The 17,556-nt window shown below is 27.4% G+C and carries 18 protein-coding genes; 14 read left to right on the top strand and 4 right to left on the bottom strand.

Going from position 1 to position 17,556, the window contains the following annotated elements; all coding sequences use genetic code 11:
* Nucleotides 1-109: 109 nt before the first annotated feature.
* The 7 genes from OIF33_RS06265 to OIF33_RS06235 all read left to right on the top strand — a co-directional run bounded on the left by OIF33_RS06265 (nucleotide 110) and on the right by OIF33_RS06235 (nucleotide 6,290).
* Nucleotides 110-820, top strand: coding sequence for a pseudouridine synthase (locus OIF33_RS06265; protein WP_322503368.1), 711 nt, complete (start codon nucleotides 110-112; stop codon nucleotides 818-820).
* Nucleotides 821-825: 5 nt separating this feature from the next.
* A complete protein-coding gene (locus OIF33_RS06260) occupies nucleotides 826-1,377 on the top strand; it encodes a class I SAM-dependent methyltransferase (protein WP_322503367.1) in 552 nt (183 codons plus the stop codon).
* Nucleotides 1,378-1,409: 32 nt separating this feature from the next.
* On the top strand, nucleotides 1,410-2,285 hold the full coding sequence (locus tag OIF33_RS06255) for a MurR/RpiR family transcriptional regulator (protein ID WP_322503366.1): 876 nt from the start codon (nucleotides 1,410-1,412) through the stop codon (nucleotides 2,283-2,285).
* Between the two features lie 238 nt (nucleotides 2,286-2,523).
* Nucleotides 2,524-3,744: an NAD(P)/FAD-dependent oxidoreductase gene (locus tag OIF33_RS06250; RefSeq protein WP_322503365.1), complete on the top strand. Its 1,221-nt coding sequence runs from the start codon at nucleotides 2,524-2,526 to the stop codon at nucleotides 3,742-3,744.
* A gap of 142 nt (nucleotides 3,745-3,886) precedes the next feature.
* A complete protein-coding gene (gene cmk / locus OIF33_RS06245) occupies nucleotides 3,887-4,540 on the top strand; it encodes a (d)CMP kinase (RefSeq protein WP_322503364.1) in 654 nt (217 codons plus the stop codon).
* 2 nt (nucleotides 4,541-4,542) lie between these two features.
* Nucleotides 4,543-5,391, top strand: a complete 849-nt coding sequence (locus OIF33_RS06240; RefSeq protein WP_322503363.1) for a 4-hydroxy-3-methylbut-2-enyl diphosphate reductase — start codon at nucleotides 4,543-4,545, stop codon at nucleotides 5,389-5,391.
* 107 nt (nucleotides 5,392-5,498) lie between these two features.
* A complete protein-coding gene (locus OIF33_RS06235; protein ID WP_322503362.1) occupies nucleotides 5,499-6,290 on the top strand; it encodes a GNAT family N-acetyltransferase in 792 nt (263 codons plus the stop codon).
* A 112-nt stretch (nucleotides 6,291-6,402) separates the two neighbouring features.
* Here OIF33_RS06235 and OIF33_RS06230 read toward each other — a convergent pair whose 3' ends face one another.
* Entirely contained in the window at nucleotides 6,403-6,552 is a 150-nt protein-coding gene (locus tag OIF33_RS06230) for a hypothetical protein (protein WP_322503361.1), read from the bottom strand.
* Between the two features lie 138 nt (nucleotides 6,553-6,690).
* Between OIF33_RS06230 and OIF33_RS06225 the strand changes: the two genes are divergently transcribed.
* A complete protein-coding gene (locus OIF33_RS06225; protein WP_322503360.1) occupies nucleotides 6,691-7,263 on the top strand; it encodes a hypothetical protein in 573 nt (190 codons plus the stop codon).
* A 45-nt stretch (nucleotides 7,264-7,308) separates the two neighbouring features.
* On the opposite strand, the gene OIF33_RS06220 is transcribed toward OIF33_RS06225, so the two are convergent.
* Complete coding sequence (locus OIF33_RS06220; RefSeq protein WP_322503359.1) at nucleotides 7,309-7,779, bottom strand: helix-turn-helix domain-containing protein; 471 nt, start codon at nucleotides 7,777-7,779, stop codon at nucleotides 7,309-7,311.
* A 185-nt stretch (nucleotides 7,780-7,964) separates the two neighbouring features.
* Here OIF33_RS06220 and OIF33_RS06215 point away from each other — a divergent pair, with 185 nt between their 5' ends.
* Nucleotides 7,965-8,489, top strand: coding sequence for a GNAT family N-acetyltransferase (locus OIF33_RS06215; RefSeq protein ID WP_322503358.1), 525 nt, complete (start codon nucleotides 7,965-7,967; stop codon nucleotides 8,487-8,489).
* A 162-nt stretch (nucleotides 8,490-8,651) separates the two neighbouring features.
* Here the strand turns inward: OIF33_RS06215 and OIF33_RS06210 are convergent, their stop codons facing one another.
* On the bottom strand, nucleotides 8,652-9,047 hold the full coding sequence (locus tag OIF33_RS06210; RefSeq protein ID WP_322503357.1) for a DUF5684 domain-containing protein: 396 nt from the start codon (nucleotides 9,045-9,047) through the stop codon (nucleotides 8,652-8,654).
* Nucleotides 9,048-9,527: 480 nt separating this feature from the next.
* Here OIF33_RS06210 and OIF33_RS06205 point away from each other — a divergent pair, with 480 nt between their 5' ends.
* From OIF33_RS06205 to miaB, 4 genes are all read left to right on the top strand, one after another.
* Nucleotides 9,528-10,511, top strand: coding sequence for a linear amide C-N hydrolase (locus tag OIF33_RS06205; RefSeq protein ID WP_322503356.1), 984 nt, complete (start codon nucleotides 9,528-9,530; stop codon nucleotides 10,509-10,511).
* Between the two features lie 221 nt (nucleotides 10,512-10,732).
* Nucleotides 10,733-11,416 (top strand): ribose-5-phosphate isomerase RpiA, encoded by a 684-nt coding sequence (gene rpiA, locus OIF33_RS06200; protein ID WP_322503355.1) that lies wholly within the window; start codon nucleotides 10,733-10,735, stop codon nucleotides 11,414-11,416.
* 254 nt (nucleotides 11,417-11,670) lie between these two features.
* Nucleotides 11,671-12,657, top strand: a complete 987-nt coding sequence (locus OIF33_RS06195; RefSeq protein ID WP_322503354.1) for a glycosyl hydrolase family 28-related protein — start codon at nucleotides 11,671-11,673, stop codon at nucleotides 12,655-12,657.
* A gap of 213 nt (nucleotides 12,658-12,870) precedes the next feature.
* On the top strand, nucleotides 12,871-14,211 hold the full coding sequence (gene miaB, locus OIF33_RS06190) for a tRNA (N6-isopentenyl adenosine(37)-C2)-methylthiotransferase MiaB (protein ID WP_322503353.1): 1,341 nt from the start codon (nucleotides 12,871-12,873) through the stop codon (nucleotides 14,209-14,211).
* Between the two features lie 47 nt (nucleotides 14,212-14,258).
* Here miaB and OIF33_RS06185 read toward each other — a convergent pair whose 3' ends face one another.
* Nucleotides 14,259-15,554, bottom strand: a complete 1,296-nt coding sequence (locus OIF33_RS06185; RefSeq protein ID WP_322503352.1) for an acetyl-CoA hydrolase/transferase family protein — start codon at nucleotides 15,552-15,554, stop codon at nucleotides 14,259-14,261.
* 304 nt (nucleotides 15,555-15,858) lie between these two features.
* Here OIF33_RS06185 and ppcA point away from each other — a divergent pair, with 304 nt between their 5' ends.
* On the top strand, nucleotides 15,859-17,472 hold the full coding sequence (ppcA, locus tag OIF33_RS06180) for a phosphoenolpyruvate carboxylase (protein ID WP_322503351.1): 1,614 nt from the start codon (nucleotides 15,859-15,861) through the stop codon (nucleotides 17,470-17,472).
* Nucleotides 17,473-17,556 lie beyond the last annotated feature (84 nt).

Below are 17,556 nucleotides of genomic sequence, written 5' to 3'. Positions count from 1 at the left end.
ATATTTTCCGTTTTTTTAAAGAAAAAATGCAATAATTCGAAATAAATATTGCATTTTGCCCTATAGTTATTTAAAATTATTAGTAGAAACTATAGATGGAGTGTGTAAAATGGAAGAAAGATTGCAAAAATACATGGCAAGGTGTGGAGTAGCATCAAGAAGAAAGTGCGAAGAAATTATTTGCAGTGGTAAAGTAAAGGTTAATGACATTGTTGTTGATTCACTTGGTACAAAAGTTAATCCTTCAATAGATGTTATTAGCGTTAATAATAAAGTAATAAGTCCTGAAGAAAATAAAGTATATATAATGTTAAATAAACCAGAAGGATATGTAACAACAAATAAGGATGAAAAAAATAGGAAGACTATTTTAGATATAGTGAAAGTAAATGAAAGAATTTATCCAATAGGACGTCTTGACTATGATAGTTCTGGTTTACTTTTATTAACTAATGATGGAGATGTATATAATAAGATAATACATCCAAGGGTTAATTTAAATAAGGAGTATGTTTCTCTAGTAAAAGGAATTTTTACAGAAGACGAAATGAATAGATTCAGAAAAGGTGTGGATATAGGCGACTATAAGACAGCAGAATGTGAAATAGAACTATTAGAAAAATATTCTAATAGTTGTAAAGTTAAAATAATAATTCACGAAGGTAAAAATAGACAGATAAGAAGAATGTGTGCAGCGTTTAATCATGAAGTTGTTTCTTTAAAAAGAGAAGCTATTGGAAAATTAACTTTAAAGAATTTAAAGAAAGGAGAATGGAGATATTTAAGTAATTCAGAAATTGATTATATAAAATCTCTATAATCTATATGTTTAAATATGTAACTGACGTAAGCAATATATATCATAATATAATAACTTCTTTCATAGAAGAGAAAAATGTAGCAATAGATGCTACATTAGGAAATGGCCATGATTGTGATTTTTTGAGTAAATTATTTAAAAAAGTATATGCCTTTGATATACAAGAAGAAGCTATAAATTCATATAAATCAAAAAACAAAGAAAATGTAGAAGAAATTTTAGATTCACATGAAAACTTTGAACATTATATAAAAGAAGAGAGTGTTGATTGTATAGTTTATAATTTAGGATATCTTCCAGGTAATAATAAGGAAGTTACTACGATTGCACATAGTACTTTAAAAAGTATAAAAATTGGACTAGATTTATTAGGTGCAAATGGTTTAATGATAATAGCACTTTATAGTGGGCATGAAGAAGGGAAAATCGAAAAAGAAGCTGTACTTGATTTTACAAGTAGTTTGCCTAAGAATAAATATGGTGTTTTACATACAGAGTTTACTAATAGAGCTAAGAAGGCACCTTCTTTAGTTGTAATTGAAAAGAAGTTTAAATAAGATTTTAATATGATAAAGAGAGGATTTTTAAAATGGAAAGTCAAGATTTAATGAGATTAATTCAAGTTAAGTTTCCAAAGCTTAGTAAAGGACAAAAGCTTATAGCTGAATATATATTAAAAAACTATGATAAGGCTGCATTTATGACTGCTGCTAAATTAGGAAATAATGTTGGAGTAAGTGAATCAACAGTTGTTAGATTTGCCACAGAACTTGGATTCTCAGGTTATCCAAAGCTACAAAAGGCACTTCAAGAATTAATAAAAAATAAATTAACTTCAGTACAAAGATTAGAATTATCTAATGACTTCATAAGTGAAGAAAATGCCTTAAAAGGTGTTTTAAAGGCTGATATAGAGAATATAAGAGCAACATTAGAAAAAATAAACCATAAAACTTTTGATGAGGTTGTAAATGAAATATTCAAGGCTAAAAGAATATATATAATAGGTCTTAGAAGCTCTACTGCACTTGCAGAATTTTTAGGATTCTATTTAAATTTAATATTAGATAATGTAAGAGTAGTTTCTAATGGGATAAGTGATACTTTCGAACAAATGCTTAACTTAGGGGAAGGAGACTTAGTTATAGGAATAGGATTCCCAAGATATGCATTAAAAACAATAGATGCTTTAGAATTTGCTAAAACTAGAAATGCTAAAATAGTTTCTATTACAGATAGCTTAATTTCTCCTTTAGCATCTCAATCAAATCATACACTTATAGCACAGAGTAACATGGCCTCATTTGTAGATTCATTAGTAGCTCCTTTAAGTGTAATAAACGCTTTAATAATAGCTGTTGGAATAAGAGAAAAAGAAAAAATAACATCAACATTTAGTGAGTTAGAAAAGATATGGAAAGATTATAATGTCTACTCATATAATAAAAATAACATAGAACCTTAGAATAAAAGCTGTATAAGGATATAATAAAAAAAATATAAATATATTTGAGAGTTAATTTGTAAGTTGAAAATTTATAAAAGCTATTCTCTTATATAATTTATAAGTTTTTATAAATTATATCTTTGTATAGCTTAAATTTTCGAATTTACATAGAATACCAAGTAAATGCATTTGTTGACAAATGTATTTAAGAAAGTTTATTATTAGTTTGACTCAATTAGATTAAGGAGCTGATAAATTGGCTAAAGTAATAGTTATAGGCGCTGGTCCTGCAGGAATGATGGCAGCGATATCTGCAGCAGAAAATCATGAAGTTACTCTTTTAGAAGGTAATGAAAGATTAGGTAAAAAGTTATTTATTACTGGAAAAGGAAGATGTAATGTAACAAATGCAAAAGACATAAGTGAGTTTTTTGACTATATACCAGGAAACCCACATTTTTTATATAGTGCATTATATACATATACTAATATTGATGTAATGAATTTCTTTGAAAATGCTGGAGTTAAATTAAAGGTAGAGAGAGGATCTAGAGTTTTCCCAAATTCAGATAAATCTTCAGATATTATAAGTGGGTTATCAAAGAGTTTAGATGAAGCTGGAGTAAATGTTAGATTACATAGCAAAGTAAAGGATGTTATATTTAATAATAATAAAATAGAGGCCGTTATTTTAGAAAGTGGTGCAAAGATTAAAGGTGACTACTTTATAATAACAACAGGAGGTAAGTCATATCCTCTTACTGGTTCAACTGGCATAGGTTTTGACTTAGCAAAGAAGATGGGACACACAATAGTGGAACCTAAACCATCATTAGTACCTATAGAAATTGAAGAGGCTTGGGTTCGTGAATTACAGGGCCTATCTCTTAGAAATATAGAACTTAAGATAAAGAACAAAAAGAATTCTAAGGTTGTTTATAGCGGCCAAGGAGAGATGCTATTTACTCACTTTGGAATATCAGGTCCTCTTGTCTTAAGTGGTAGTAGATTCATAAAAGATGGTGAGAAGTTTGAAGTTTCTCTTGATTTAAAGCCAGCTTTAGATGAGAAACAGCTTGATTTAAGATTACAAAAGGATTTTAAGAAGAACTTAAATAAAGATTTCAAGAATTCTTTAGATGAACTTCTTCCCAAGAAGCTAATACCTGTGATTATAGAGTTATCTGGTATAGATGAAAATAAAAAGATTAATTCCATCACTAAAGAAGAAAGAAGAACATTATTAAATCTATTAAAAAATCTAACATTCTCAGTTAAAGGATTAAGAGATATAGCTGAGGCCATTGTTACAGCTGGAGGGGTTTCAACTAAAGAAATTGACCCTTCAACTATGCAATCAAAGATTATAGATAATCTATATTTTGCTGGAGAAGTTATAGATGTAGATGCCTTTACAGGAGGATATAATGTTCAAATAGCCTTATCAACAGGATATTTAGCAGGAAAATCAATTTAATTTTTAAATAAATTACTATAAAATTCATAGAAATTTTAGTAAGTTTTATCTAGATTTTATAGTAAACTTATAGAGCACATAGAACTTGCTCTATTTAGATAAAAAAGAATTAAAATGTTTTTATAAGAAAGGACTTAATAATATGAATAAACTAATTACAGTTGCTATTGATGGACCAGCAGGAGCTGGAAAAAGCACTATTGCCAAAATAATAGGAGAAAATTTTAACTTAATGTATATAAACACAGGATCTATGTATAGAGCTGTTACTTTAAAAGCCTTAGAAAATAATATTTCAGCTGAAGAAGTTGATAAGTTATTAGAAATGATAGATGGAATGGATATGCATTTTGAAAATGATGAGCTTATATTAAATGGAGAAAATATAAATTCATTAATAACTATGCCTAACATAAGTAAAAATGTTTCAGCTTATGCTTCAATAAGAGAAGTAAGAGAAAGATTAGTTAGCCTTATGAGAAAGATGGCTTTAAAATACAATGTAATAATGGATGGAAGAGATATTGGAACAGTTGTATTAAAAGATGCTAATTATAAATTTTTCTTAACTGCTAGCCCAGAAGAAAGAGCTGATAGAAGATATAAAGAACTTATGGAAAAAGGCGTAGAAGTTAACTATGATGAAATATTACAAGATATAATAAAAAGAGATTACCTAGATTCTAATAGAGAAGTAGATCCTCTTAGAAAAGCAGAGGATGCTATTGAAATTGATACTACTGGCATAGGTATAATAGGAGTAGTTGAAAAGATATCTAGTTACATGGAGAAATAACTATGGAAAGAAATATAATTTTAGCTAAAAATGCAGGTTTTTGCTTTGGAGTAAAAAGAGCAGTTGATGAAGCTATAAAATATCAAAAAGAATTTGAAAAGAAAATATATACTCTAGGACCACTTATTCATAACAATGATGTTGTTAATTATTTAGAGGATAATGATATATTTGCAATTGAACTTTCAGAGGCTGATTCATTAAATAAAGGAGATGTTGTGCTTATAAGGTCTCACGGTGTTAAGGAAAGTGTAATAAATGACTTAAACGATAAGGGATTAATTGTTAAGAATGCAACTTGTCCATACGTAACTAACATTCAACAAAAGGTAAAAAAATGTTATGAACAAGGTTATAAAATAATCATTGTTGGAGATGGAAATCATCCAGAGGTTATTGGTATTAACGGATGGTGTAATGATTCTGCCATAATAACAAATGGTAAAACAGAACTTACAAATATACCAGCAAAGGTTTGTGTCGTTTCACAAACTACAGAAAAAAAAGAAACTTGGAATAAAGTTTTAAATGAAATAGTAAGAGAAAGTAAGGAAATAGTAGCTTTCAATACTATTTGTTCAGCTACAGATGTTAGACAGAAAAGTGTACAAGAACTTTCAAAAGAGGCTGATTTAGTTTTTGTTATAGGTGGAAAAAATAGTTCTAATACAACAAAACTATATGAAATATGCAAAAAGGAATGTCCTAAGAGTTATCATATAGAAAATGTTAAGGAATTAGATGAAAACTTATTAAAAGACGAAAATATTAAGACTGTAGGAATTACTGCTGGAGCATCAACTCCAGATTGGATAATAAATGAAGTAATTTCAAAAATTAAAGAATTGTAATTTTATAAATAATCCTGCAATTTAATGATAATTATTTTTCACTACTGGTATTAAAATGGAAATTGTTTTATACTTATAATATATGACAAAGTTTTAGGAGTAGTAGTATGAATATAGTTAGATTTAGATTGTGGGATTATTTTAAATATGCAAAGCTTTTAAATTTATCACTTAAAAGACTATGTACTAATTATTTTGTCAAAGTAACGTATAAAAATGATGTTTTAATGCTTTGGGAAATTGATTATGCAGTAAATCTTGATGCATATATAAAAAAAATCACTAAGGTGAAGTGCAGCAGGTATATTCCTGAAAAGGGTAATATCTTTTCAGAATTTAAAATAAATAAATATATATATGAAACAGTGGAAGATGAGGGAATTGATTTGAATATGTATGGGTTCGTAAAAAAAGCTTCTAATATAATATTAAAACTAGATCTTCATAACTTTAATAAAAAAAATACTAATAAATTTAATTTTAGACCTTTTATTAAAGGAAAAGATGAGAGCTTACGCTGTAATTTACAAAATGAAATATTTTATGAGGAAAATAGAATACCTCTAAAAACAAAGGATATTGTTTATGAGTGTAGTAGAAAAGCTTTTTTAGAAGATTTAGCTTTCTTTGAGCTTAAAGACGATAATCTAATTGGCTATGGTCAGATATTACTCCTAAAAGGCAAATATACAGTTGCTAACTTTGGAATAATAAAAGAGTTTAGAGGAAAAGGTTATGGAGAAGCTCTCCTTATACACATATTGAATAAAGCTAAACAAAAAGGGTTAGATGAGGTGTATATAAAAGTTAAATCAGATAATACAAGTGCTGTAAATTTATATAAAAAAATTGGTTTTGAAGAATCTTCAGAAATAAATATATATGAGTTATTAAGTTAAATAGGATTTTAAAGAGAATTTCTACGTAAAATAAAACCTTAATGTAGAAATTCTCTTTTTATTACTTAAGATGATTTTAAAGTTTGTTTATTATTATAAATAAGCTTTAAAGTTATAATAGAGAATCAGTAGGTACATAAGATATTTTTGTTTTGAATACACTATCTGTTAAGTGAGGACTATAATATCCACGATCACTTAACTCTACATTGCTGTTCTCTAGATTAGTTGAGTTTTGTTCAAGTTCTTTTAAATCATACATAAATAAGTCACCTCCTCCTTATTAGTATTAACAATTTAAAAAGATCTTATTTAATTGCCATAGATAATTTGATATAGACAAATTTCTTTAGTTATTATATAATAATTATTATTAATTAAAAGAATGAGGTGCTTTTTTATGGGAAATAAAATTAGCTTAGTATATGAAAATGGTGAATTTACTGTATATATGAATGATGAATTAATTACAGTTAATAAATATATGGATAATGCAATAGAAAAATTTACTCAAACTGTAAACAATAATGCTATACCAAAGTCAATTCAATGGGAGACTATAGAGGAAGATTTAGAAGGAATTGATTTACCTGATTTAGAAATAAATAATCAGTTTAAAACTTTAACTTATAAAGATATGAAGTATTTTTATAGCACAGATAAAATCTTTAATATGCATGGTGGAAGAATGCAACAATTACTTGGAGGATATCAATTATTCTCATTTATAGTTAAGATGATTGCTGAAAAACATTTAGATGATTATTTAGATGTTTTAGAGTTTTGCAAGGAGATTTTAAGATGTAAGGTTACATATAGAACTCCAGGAAGCAACTTTATAGTTGGTAGTCCAGCATTTAACTATGGATCAGCAGCATATGATTTTGCAACTGGAAAAGTTAATAAGGGAGCTTCAATAGAAAAAATGTCTTTTGATGATTTCAAAAAATATATATTTGATATAATAAAATAAAGTTAAAATAAAAAATAACCTTTGGATATTCCAAAGGTTATTTTTCTACTTTTCAAGAGTTTTTAATGTTTTTATTATGAATTCTGGATCTCCAAATAAAGTGAAACGTGCTTTAGAAGAGTCCTTCATATATTCATAGGAAAATTTAGCGCCGTTTTTAACGGCCTCTTCATCCTCATTTATTATTGTCATTAACTTTTTAGATAGTTCTTTCCCTTCCAATATGTTTTTACAATGAAGATCTACTATAGTACAAATTTGTACCTCTTTCTGTAAATCTATATTTTTTCCTTCTAAAAAATCAATAACTTCATTATTATAAGCAGTATTTATATCTTGATTAGTTTTGTTATTATCAAAAAAATTCTCAATATCCTTCATAGTAAATCGCCACTGTCCACCAATTTTTTTCCCTTCTAAGATGCCATCTTTAAGATAGTTTCTAATAGTACGTGAAGTAAGTCTAGTCATTTCTGCTATGTCTTCAATAGTATAAAGCTTTTCAAAATTATTCATATACATACACCTCTCAATTCATATATTTTCATTATATTTCATATATTTTCACATTTAAAGTATATTATTGTAAATATATTAAAAGTTTTTAATGTCAATATATTTCTAAATTTACAAACATTATTGTTAATTTAGAAGGAAACATATATAATAGATTCTTAATAAAATTTAAAGGAGGGCTAGTTATGAATAAAATTAAATTAATTTCACCTAAACCGAATTTTAAAGAGCAAATAGAAGAATATAAGAAAGAATTCTTATTGAATGGTGATAGTATGGATGGATGTGCTGGATTAGGAAATATAGAATCTTTTGAAGATTGGATAAAGATATTAAAGGATAATTCTAATATCAATACTGTGAGAGATGGTTTTGTTCCATCATCAACTTATTTGGCTATAAGAGAATCAGATAATAGAATTGTTGGAATGATAGATATTCGTCACTTCCTAAATGATTATTTAGAACAATTTGGAGGACATATTGGATATAGTGTTAGAAAATCAGAACGTAAAAAAGGATATGCTAAGGAAATGCTAGCGTTAGCCTTAAATAAGTGTAGAGAATTAAATATAAATAGAGTATTATTAACTTGTTCTAAAGATAATATCCCTTCAATGAAAACTATTATTTCACAAAATGGAGTATTAGAAAATGAAGTTTTAAAAGGAGATAGAATCACCTGTAGATATTGGATTGATTTAAAATAAAACACTTAAATTTCATGATATCAATAAATATATAGTGTACTAGAATAAAAGTATATAAAAACAAAAAACAACTAGAGATAAAAAGTTATTTACTCTAGTTGTTTTTTTTGACTCTGTTTTAAGTAATGGCTGAAAATCAACATTCACTTAAAGCAGAGCCTTTTAAAATTCTTGATATTCACTTGGGATATCTCCTACGAATTCTCTATTGCTTAGAACTATATACCAGAATGTTAGGAATGCTATAAAAGAGAATATAATTCCTAGTATAGTCATAAATAATCCAAAGTCGAAATTTCTAAGTATTTTATAAAATACAATTATAGAAAGTATTATATTAACAAATGGGATTAAATAAAGTATCCAGTATAAATAAGATAAGCCAGCTAAATGTAATAACTGAAATTCTCCAAGTATAGGAAAGAACATCATCCATGAGTGTTTTAAGTTAGCCCTCTTAGACATAACATAGCTTGGATATATTCTTATTAGGTAAAATATAAATGCTACTAAAATACTTGTGCTGCTAAAATCGTATAATCCTTGAAAATATGACATGTATTTCACCTCCTTAATTTAATTATATCATAAAATTTATGTTAATTTTAAAAATATTGAGTAATAACCATAGTATTAATTATATGGTGTAAAATACTAATTCTATAAAAAGATACATTAGTATTTGGACATTCCTTACAAAGTCAAATAGGAAGACAAATTAAAGCTGGATTTATGATTTCTGGTTTTTATGAAGGTATTTTAGGGGAAGGGTTATTATATAAACAGATTTCAACTTATATAGCCACTAGGGTAATAAAATTCTAATTATTTATATAAAGAACTTTTTAAATTAATAAAAATAAAAAAATACCATATATATCATAAAAAAAGTTATTTATTATGATATATATGGTTAAAAAAATACAAAAATTTTGGTTTTTTAATATTTATATAGTAATTTAGTACAAATTGACAACAAATATATGTGGGTATACTATAAAAATATAAATTTTAATTATTTTTAAGGAGATGAGTTAAGTGTGTACTCACATACATATTTCAAGTAATAAAAATAATTTTTATTGGGGAAGAACTTTAGATACTTCATTTAATCCCTTTGATGTTGATTCAAAAGTAACTATTGTACCTAAAGGTTTTATGTTAGAAACACAAAGTAAACCTTGGAAAACAAAATATGCTTTTTTAGGTATAAATTTATCAGGATCTACCTTATTTTTCGATGGGGTTAATGAAAAAGGTCTTGCTGGAGGACTTTTATTTTTAAATGCATGCACATGGGATAAGAAAGAAAATATAGAAAAACAAGGACTTACAGCCATTAATAGTGGTGAAATAGTTACTTGGATTTTAAGTAACTTTGAAAGTGTTAGTGATATAAAAAATAATATAGCAAAAGTTGTAGTTACCTCTGATGATATTCCTTCATTAGGGGAGCTAGGAAAAGGAAATCCTATTACTGCTCATTATACTTTCACAGATAAGATGGGTGAATCAGTTGTATTAGAACCAACAAATCATGGACATTTTCGTGTTTTTGATAATACTGTAGGGGTAATGGCTAATGATCCAACATTTGATTGGCATATGACTAATTTAGCAAATTATATTCAAATTCAAGGATTTAATAAGCAACAAAAAAATTTAAATACAAAAACAGTCATTACACCAATTTCAAATGGTACAGGTATGCTTGGATTACCAGGAGATTATACTTCACCATCAAGATTTGTACGTGCAGCATATTTAAGAAATCTTATAGGAGATGTTAGTGATGAAGAAGCCCCTGCTCGTTTATTTAGTCTTTTAAACTCTGTTTGGGTTCCAAAAGGAGTTGAACGTTTCAACGAAGATAAAGATGATTCAGACTTCTCAAGTTATATGTGTGCATATAATCAAAACTTAGGAAAATTATATTTACGTATCTTTAATCACATGGATACAATGGAATTCTCTTTAGAAAATGTTAAAAAAGATGAATTAGTAACTTATTCAATTAAATAAAAAGAAATTAAATAATAATTAAGAGATAAAAAGTCTTAGAAATAAGACTTTTTATTTTTTTTAGATTTATTAAAGTCGTAAAAAACAAGCAACTTTAGAATATATTAAAGAATTATTAGAACTAATAAATATTACAAAAAGTGAACTATAATAAAATAAAGATACAATAATTGGTTAAAATAAATACATAATTAAGTGAGTAAGTTATGGAGGTTGTTTGTATGGAAGAAAAGAAAATCGCAGGGATAAAAGCTGCTGAATACATTGAGAATAATATGGTAATTGGATTAGGTACTGGTTCTACAGCATATTATATGATTGAAAAGGTAGGAGAGCTAGTTAAGAGTGGCTTAAATATTAAAGCTGTTGCTACTTCACAAAGTACAGAAAATCTTGCAAAGAATTTTAATATACCATTAATATCTATAGATGATGTTGAAAGAATAGATTTAGCCATTGATGGTGTTGATGAAATTGACGATCAGTTTAATGCAATTAAAGGTGGTGGAGGAGCCTTATTTAGAGAAAAAATGGTAGCTAATATTGCTGATAAAGTAATTTGGATTATGGATTCAAGTAAATTAGTTGATTCCATAGGAAGTTTTCCTCTTCCTGTAGAAATTCTTCCTTATGGTCATAATCATATATTAAAGAAACTAAAATCACTTTCCTTTAATCCTGTTTTAAGAATGAAAGGGGAAGTTCCATTTGTTACAGATAATCATAATTATATTGTTGATTTACATATTGGAAAGGAATTTGATATTAAATATGTATCTGAAATTTTAAAATCTATATCAGGAGTGTTAGAAACAGGATTATTTTTAAATATTTGCGATAAAATTATTGTTGGAACAAGCAATGAAATAAAAGTAATTGAAAATATAAATAAGGTCAATTTTTAAAAGAACAACTCAATTTGCTCAATTGGTGAAAAATGAGTTGAATTGGATTTGAAGGTAAAAATGTATGAATATAAAGAATCAAGGAAAAGATTTATATAATAAATATAAATAGATTTAACAAAAAACTAGTAAGAATAAATACTTACTAGCTTTTTATTATTTTGGGAATAATGAAAGTATTTCTTTGACTTTGAATTAAAAGAATTTAAAGTTTTTAATCCTTATATTGAGAATGATATTGTTGAGGTGAGCTAATGGAAGAGTCTATAAAAGCTATGAATGAAATATATCCAATAACTAAAGCTGAGGCTGTTTATGTTGATAATGAAACTACACTAGATGTTTTTTTAAAGTCATTAAATTTTAAGTCAATTGTTATTACTGATTTTGGAGCAAAAGGCGACGGTATAATTGATGATTCTCCTGCAATTCAAAAAGCTTTAGACAGTTTAAAAGAAACTGGTGGTAATATATATTTTCCAAAAGGAATTTATAAACTTAATAAATGTATAAAATACTATTCAAATCAAAAATTAATTTTTGAGCAAGCGACTTTATTAAGAGGATCAGAAGATATGAATTTACTAATAACAAATTATGCTGATAATTTAACAGGAAATTATGATATGACTAAAGATGTAGAGATTATTGGAGCAATTTTCGATGCTAATGCTAATTATAATACAAATTGCACTTTATTAGGATTTATTCATTCTGATAATACAATGATTTCTAAATGTAAATTTGAAAATTTAGCCGGTGGGTGGCATTGTTTAGAGGTGAATGCATCTAAAGATACTATTATTGATAGCTGTTATTTTAAAAATACTAAGACAGTACATAATAATGCAGAAATGATTCAATTAGATGCTGCTCTAAATAATACCGTTTACCCTTGGAATGGTAAAAAAGATGGAACTGTTTGCAAATTTACAATGATTAAAAATTGTGTTTTTGAAAATAGTGATGTATCACCAGCTATAGGAAATCATTCATTTGCTAAACATGAGTTTACAACAATACGGAATAATATCTTTAGAAATCTAACAAATAGTAGAGGGGTTATAACCTTTGTAGATGATATGGAAAATATAGATATTTATGATAATACTTTTGAAAATTGTGAAGTTGCTATAAATACAAATGCAAAATCTGTTTTTGCAAGAGAAAATAGGTTCAAAAATGTTAAAGAAATTAGCAAATTTGAAATTGAAAAAGTAAATAATATTGTAGAAAAATGAGAGATTTAATAATAAAAAAGCTAGTAAGCATAAACACTTGCTAGTCTTTTTATTTTGGAATGATATAATCTATAATAGATAAAGTTAAATTCAGATTTCTATTTTGATTATAAATACAATTTCAAATTATATATTTAGAAAATTCCATCTTTTAATAAAAATAATTTTTATGATATAATACAACAGATAACAATTTGAATTGGAGGAAAAGACATGACATTAGAAAACATGGATAAAAAACTCTTCTGTATTTCTACATACGGATGCCAAATGAATGAAGAAGATTCAGAAAAACTATCAGGAATGTTAAAATCTCAAGGATATGAGAGAACTGAAAATAAAGAAGATGCTTCTATAATAATATTTAATACATGCTGTGTAAGAGAAAATGCTGAAAATAAGGTTTTCGGTAATCTTGGACAACTTAAAAAATTAAAGAGAAAAAATCCTAATTTAGTAATAGCGATTTGTGGATGTATGATGCAACAAGTAGGTATGCCAGACAAGGTCTTAAAAACTTTCCCTTATGTTGACATAATATTTGGAACTCATAATGCACACAAATTCCCAGAGTACTTAAATAGAGTACTTCAAGAAGGTGTTCAAGTTAAGGAAATATTAAACAAAGAAGAAGGAATCGTTGAAGGATTACCTATAGATAGAAAAAGTGATGTTAAAGCTTTCGTTACTACAATGTATGGATGTAACAACTTCTGTACTTACTGTATAGTACCTTATGTTAGAGGAAGAGAAAGAAGCAGAAAGTCTGAAGATATCATAAAAGAGATAGAAGAATTAGTAGCTAAAGGATATAAAGAAATAACTTTACTAGGTCAAAACGTAAACTCATACGGAAAAGGTCTAGAAGAGGATATCGACTTTGCAGGACTTTTAAGAAAAGTTAATGAGGTTGAAGGATTAGAGAGGGTTAGATTTATGACTTCTCACCCTAAAGATTTAAGCTACGATGTAATTAAAGCTATAAAAGAATGTGACAAACTTTGTGAACAAGTTCACTTACCAGTTCAAAGTGGATCATCAAGAATATTAAAAGAGATGAACAGACACTATGATAGAGAGTACTATTTAGATTTAGTTAAGAAAATCAAAGCTGAAATTCCAGATGTTACTTTAACAACTGATATAATTATTGGATTCCCAGGAGAGACTGAAGAAGATTTCTTAGATACTCTAAGTCTTTGTGAAGAGGTTGGATATGATTCAGCATTCACATTCATCTATTCTAGAAGAAATCATACTCCTGCTGATAAAATGGAAAATCAAATTCCAGATGATATAAAACATGAAAGATTCAATAGATTAGTTGAAGCTATAAACAAAAAAGTTGTATTAAAGAACAAAGAATATGAAGGAAGAGTTGTAGAAGTCTTAGTTGAAGGTCCAAGTAAAAATGACGAAACTAAAATGACTGGAAGAACTAGAAACGGTAAATTAGTTAACTTTGCTGGTGATGAAAGCTTAGTAGGTAAATTAGTTAACGTTAAAATAGTTAGAGCTCAACCATTCTCATTAATTGGTGAAATAGTAGAATAATTTTTAAAAAGGCTTTATCTTAAATAAGATAAAGCCTTTTAATTTTTCTACATATTAAAATAGTTTTTACAGTATTCCTCTAACTCATTTCTAAATTTAGGATGTGCTATGCTTATAAGTGCCTTAGCTCTTTCTTTTAATGTTTTTCCTCTTAAGTCAGCAGTTCCATATTCAGTAACGATATAATGAACATCATTTCTAGAGGTAGTCACAGATTCTCCATAATCTAACTTAGGAACTATTCTAGATATTGTACCTTTAGATGCAGTAGATGGTATAGCTATTATTGATTTTCCCTCTTCGGACATACTGGTACCCCTAACATAATCAACTTGTCCTCCAACACCGCTAAATTGTTTTCCTCCTATTGATTCTGAATTTACTTGCCCGAACAAATCTACTTGTATGCATGAATTAATAGAAATCATTTTTCTATTCTTAGAAACAGTAATTGGATCATTTACATAGTCAACAGGATACATCTCTATTACAGGATTATTATTTACAAAGTCATAAAGTTTTTTTGTACCCATCATAAAGGTAAGGACTATTTTGTTTTTATGAATACTCTTTTTCTCGTTATTAATAATTCCCTTATTAAATAAATCTACAATACCATCAGAAACCATTTCAGAATGAATTCCTAAATCTTTTTTATCATGTAAAAACATTAAAACAGCATCTGGAATTGATCCTATACCAAGTTGCAGTGTAGATCCATCTTCAATTAACTTAGCACAGTTTTCTCCAATAGCTTTTTCCACGTCGTTTATTTCTTTTGGTTTTAATTCTGGCAATGGATAATCAACTTCAACAATATAATCAATATTAGATATATGAATGAAATTATCCCCTAAAACTCTAGGCATATTGGGATTTATTTCTGCAATAACAAGTTTGGCACATTCAGAAGCAGATTTTGTATAGTCACAAGATGTGCCATAACTACAATACCCATGCTCATCAGGTGGCGAAAGTTGGAGTAAACATACATCAATTTGCAAGTAATCCTTCTTAAATAATCTAGGAATTTCATAAAAGAATGATGGAGTATAGTCAGCAAAACCAGATTGAACAGCTTCTCTGGTATTTGCATTAACAAATAGTGCATTGTGTCGTATATGTCCTTCCATTTCTTTTTTTGTATAATCCCCTTTGCCTAAAGATACTAAATGAAGTATCTCTAAGTTCTTAAAGTTCTTATAATTAAGAACAAGTTCATCTAATAAAACTCTTGGTTCAGCAACGGCGTGACCTGTTACTATTCTTGAATTAGATTGAATCTTATTTATAGCCTCCCTAGCAGTAACTTTTTTTGAATTATAAAGTTCCTCCCAGTTCATATTACCTCCTAAATAAAAGATAGCTTCTAATAAATTAATATGATTTTTAAGGGCATAATATAATTCATACTATTTAAATAATTATTTATACGAATTATATTAATTTAAAAAATATTATAATTCGCAATATATAAAATGTAAAAAATTGTAGCTTTTTTATTGAAATATTTCTTGCAATTATAAAATGCAAGTTATTTTTAAAAAAAATTGCATTTTTATTTGAAAAACACTTGATTTTAAGAAGTTATTGCAATATAATTAACTTGTAAATTTCATTTTGTAATAAATAAAAGGGGGCTGTATTATGAATATACCTTGTTCCATGATGACACAACATCCGGATAATGTAGAAACTTACGTTTCAATACAACAAGAACCAGCAGAGGCTATAAAGGGATTAACTCCACAAGATAAAGGTGGATTAGGCATAGAGGAAGTTATGATAGATTTTGAAGGGAAGTTAACACCTTACCATCAAACATCACAAATAGCATTAGGCTTAATTTCAAACGGAATAATTCCAGGAAAAGACGTTAGGGTTACACCTAGAATACCTAATGCAAACAAAGAATCAGTATTTAGACAATTAATGAGTATAATGTCTATAATTGAAACTAATGTTCAATCAAAGGAATTATCAGGAGTACCTGCAATTTCAGAAGTAGTTGTTCCTATGATTGAAACAGGAAAAGAAATTTCAGAATTTCAAGATAGAGTTAATTCAGTAGTAGATATGGGGAATAAGAACTACAAAACTAAATTAGATTTAAATAGTGTTAGGATAATACCTTTAGTTGAAGATGTACCTGCACTAGTAAATATAGATAAAATATTAGATGAACATTATGAAATAGAAAAGAGTAAAGGAAATGTTCTAAAAGATCTTAGAATAATGATAGCAAGGTCAGATACTGCCATGTCTTATGGATTAATATCAGGAGTTTTATCAGTGCTTATGGCAGTCGATGGAGCTTATAAATGGGGCGAAAAAAATGGAGTAACTATAAATCCTATATTAGGTTGTGGATCACTTCCATTTAGAGGACACTTCTCAGAAGAAAATATAGATGAAATTATTGCTACATATAGTGGAATTAAAACTTTCACATTCCAATCTGCATTAAGATATGATCATGGTGAAGACGCAACTAAACATGCTGTTAATGAGTTAAAATCAAAAATTGCAAAGTCAAAGCCTAGAAACTTCAGTGAAGAAGATAAAGATTTAATGAAAGAGTTCATAGGAATTTGTTCAAAATATTATCTTCAAACATTCTTAAAAGTAATAGATACAGTATCTTTTGTTTCTGATTTTATTCCTAAAAATAGAGATAGATTAACAAAAGCAAAAACTGGATTAGAATATAATAGAGAAGTTGCCAATTTAGATAATGTAGCTGATTTAGTTAAAGATGAAAAACTAAAGGCTGAAATACTTAGTATAGATAATACTAAAGAATATGCAGTTCCAAGAGCAATATCATTTACAGGAGCTATGTACACTTTAGGAATGCCACCAGAACTTATGGGAATGGGTAGAGCGTTAAATGAAATAAAAGAAAAGTATGGTGAAGAAGGAATTGATAAACTTTTAGAAGTTTACCCAATTCTAAGAAAAGACTTAGCATTTGCCGCTAGATTTGCAAATGGAGGAGTTTCTAAAAAAATAATCAATGAAGAAGCTAGACAAGAATATAAAGAAGATATGAGATATGTAAATGAAATTCTAGCTCTTGGTTTAGATTATGAATTCTTGAATGAAAATGAATTCTATCATACTTTACTTAAAACTACTAAACCTATAATAATGCATCTTATGGGGCTTGAGGAAAATGTAATGCGTAGCAAGACAGAAGAACTTAAAATCCTAAATGAGTGGATAGTAAGAATGGGTAAGGTAAGAGGAAGTATCGGCTAGAATGAAATAAGACTAGATTTAATTTATGAAACCTAAAATTAGATTTGTCTATAACAAAAAGACCTATAAACTTGATTTGAGGCC

The organism is Clostridium sp. LIBA-8841 (assembly GCF_034439435.1).
Lineage (GTDB): Bacteria > Bacillota > Clostridia > Clostridiales > Clostridiaceae > Sarcina.
This window is presented reverse-complemented; position numbering and strand designations above follow the sequence as displayed.

Bases quoted from the DNA above. Each gene is read 5' to 3' on its own strand.
- OIF33_RS06265 (WP_322503368.1), top strand. From the start codon at position 110: ATGGAAGAAAGATTGCAAAAATACATGGCAAGGTGTGGAGTAGCATCA.
- OIF33_RS06260 (WP_322503367.1), top strand. From the start codon at position 826: ATGTTTAAATATGTAACTGACGTAAGCAATATATATCATAATATAATA.
- OIF33_RS06255 (WP_322503366.1), top strand. From the start codon at position 1,410: ATGGAAAGTCAAGATTTAATGAGATTAATTCAAGTTAAGTTTCCAAAG.
- cmk (WP_322503364.1), top strand. From the start codon at position 3,887: ATGAATAAACTAATTACAGTTGCTATTGATGGACCAGCAGGAGCTGGA.
- OIF33_RS06240 (WP_322503363.1), top strand. From the start codon at position 4,543: ATGGAAAGAAATATAATTTTAGCTAAAAATGCAGGTTTTTGCTTTGGA.
- OIF33_RS06235 (WP_322503362.1), top strand. From the start codon at position 5,499: ATGAATATAGTTAGATTTAGATTGTGGGATTATTTTAAATATGCAAAG.
- OIF33_RS06230 (WP_322503361.1), bottom strand. From the start codon at position 6,552: ATGTATGATTTAAAAGAACTTGAACAAAACTCAACTAATCTAGAGAAC.
- OIF33_RS06225 (WP_322503360.1), top strand. From the start codon at position 6,691: ATGGGAAATAAAATTAGCTTAGTATATGAAAATGGTGAATTTACTGTA.
- OIF33_RS06220 (WP_322503359.1), bottom strand. From the start codon at position 7,779: ATGAATAATTTTGAAAAGCTTTATACTATTGAAGACATAGCAGAAATG.
- OIF33_RS06215 (WP_322503358.1), top strand. From the start codon at position 7,965: ATGAATAAAATTAAATTAATTTCACCTAAACCGAATTTTAAAGAGCAA.
- OIF33_RS06210 (WP_322503357.1), bottom strand. From the start codon at position 9,047: ATGTCATATTTTCAAGGATTATACGATTTTAGCAGCACAAGTATTTTA.
- rpiA (WP_322503355.1), top strand. From the start codon at position 10,733: ATGGAAGAAAAGAAAATCGCAGGGATAAAAGCTGCTGAATACATTGAG.
- OIF33_RS06195 (WP_322503354.1), top strand. From the start codon at position 11,671: ATGGAAGAGTCTATAAAAGCTATGAATGAAATATATCCAATAACTAAA.
- miaB (WP_322503353.1), top strand. From the start codon at position 12,871: ATGACATTAGAAAACATGGATAAAAAACTCTTCTGTATTTCTACATAC.
- OIF33_RS06185 (WP_322503352.1), bottom strand. From the start codon at position 15,554: ATGAACTGGGAGGAACTTTATAATTCAAAAAAAGTTACTGCTAGGGAG.
- ppcA (WP_322503351.1), top strand. From the start codon at position 15,859: ATGAATATACCTTGTTCCATGATGACACAACATCCGGATAATGTAGAA.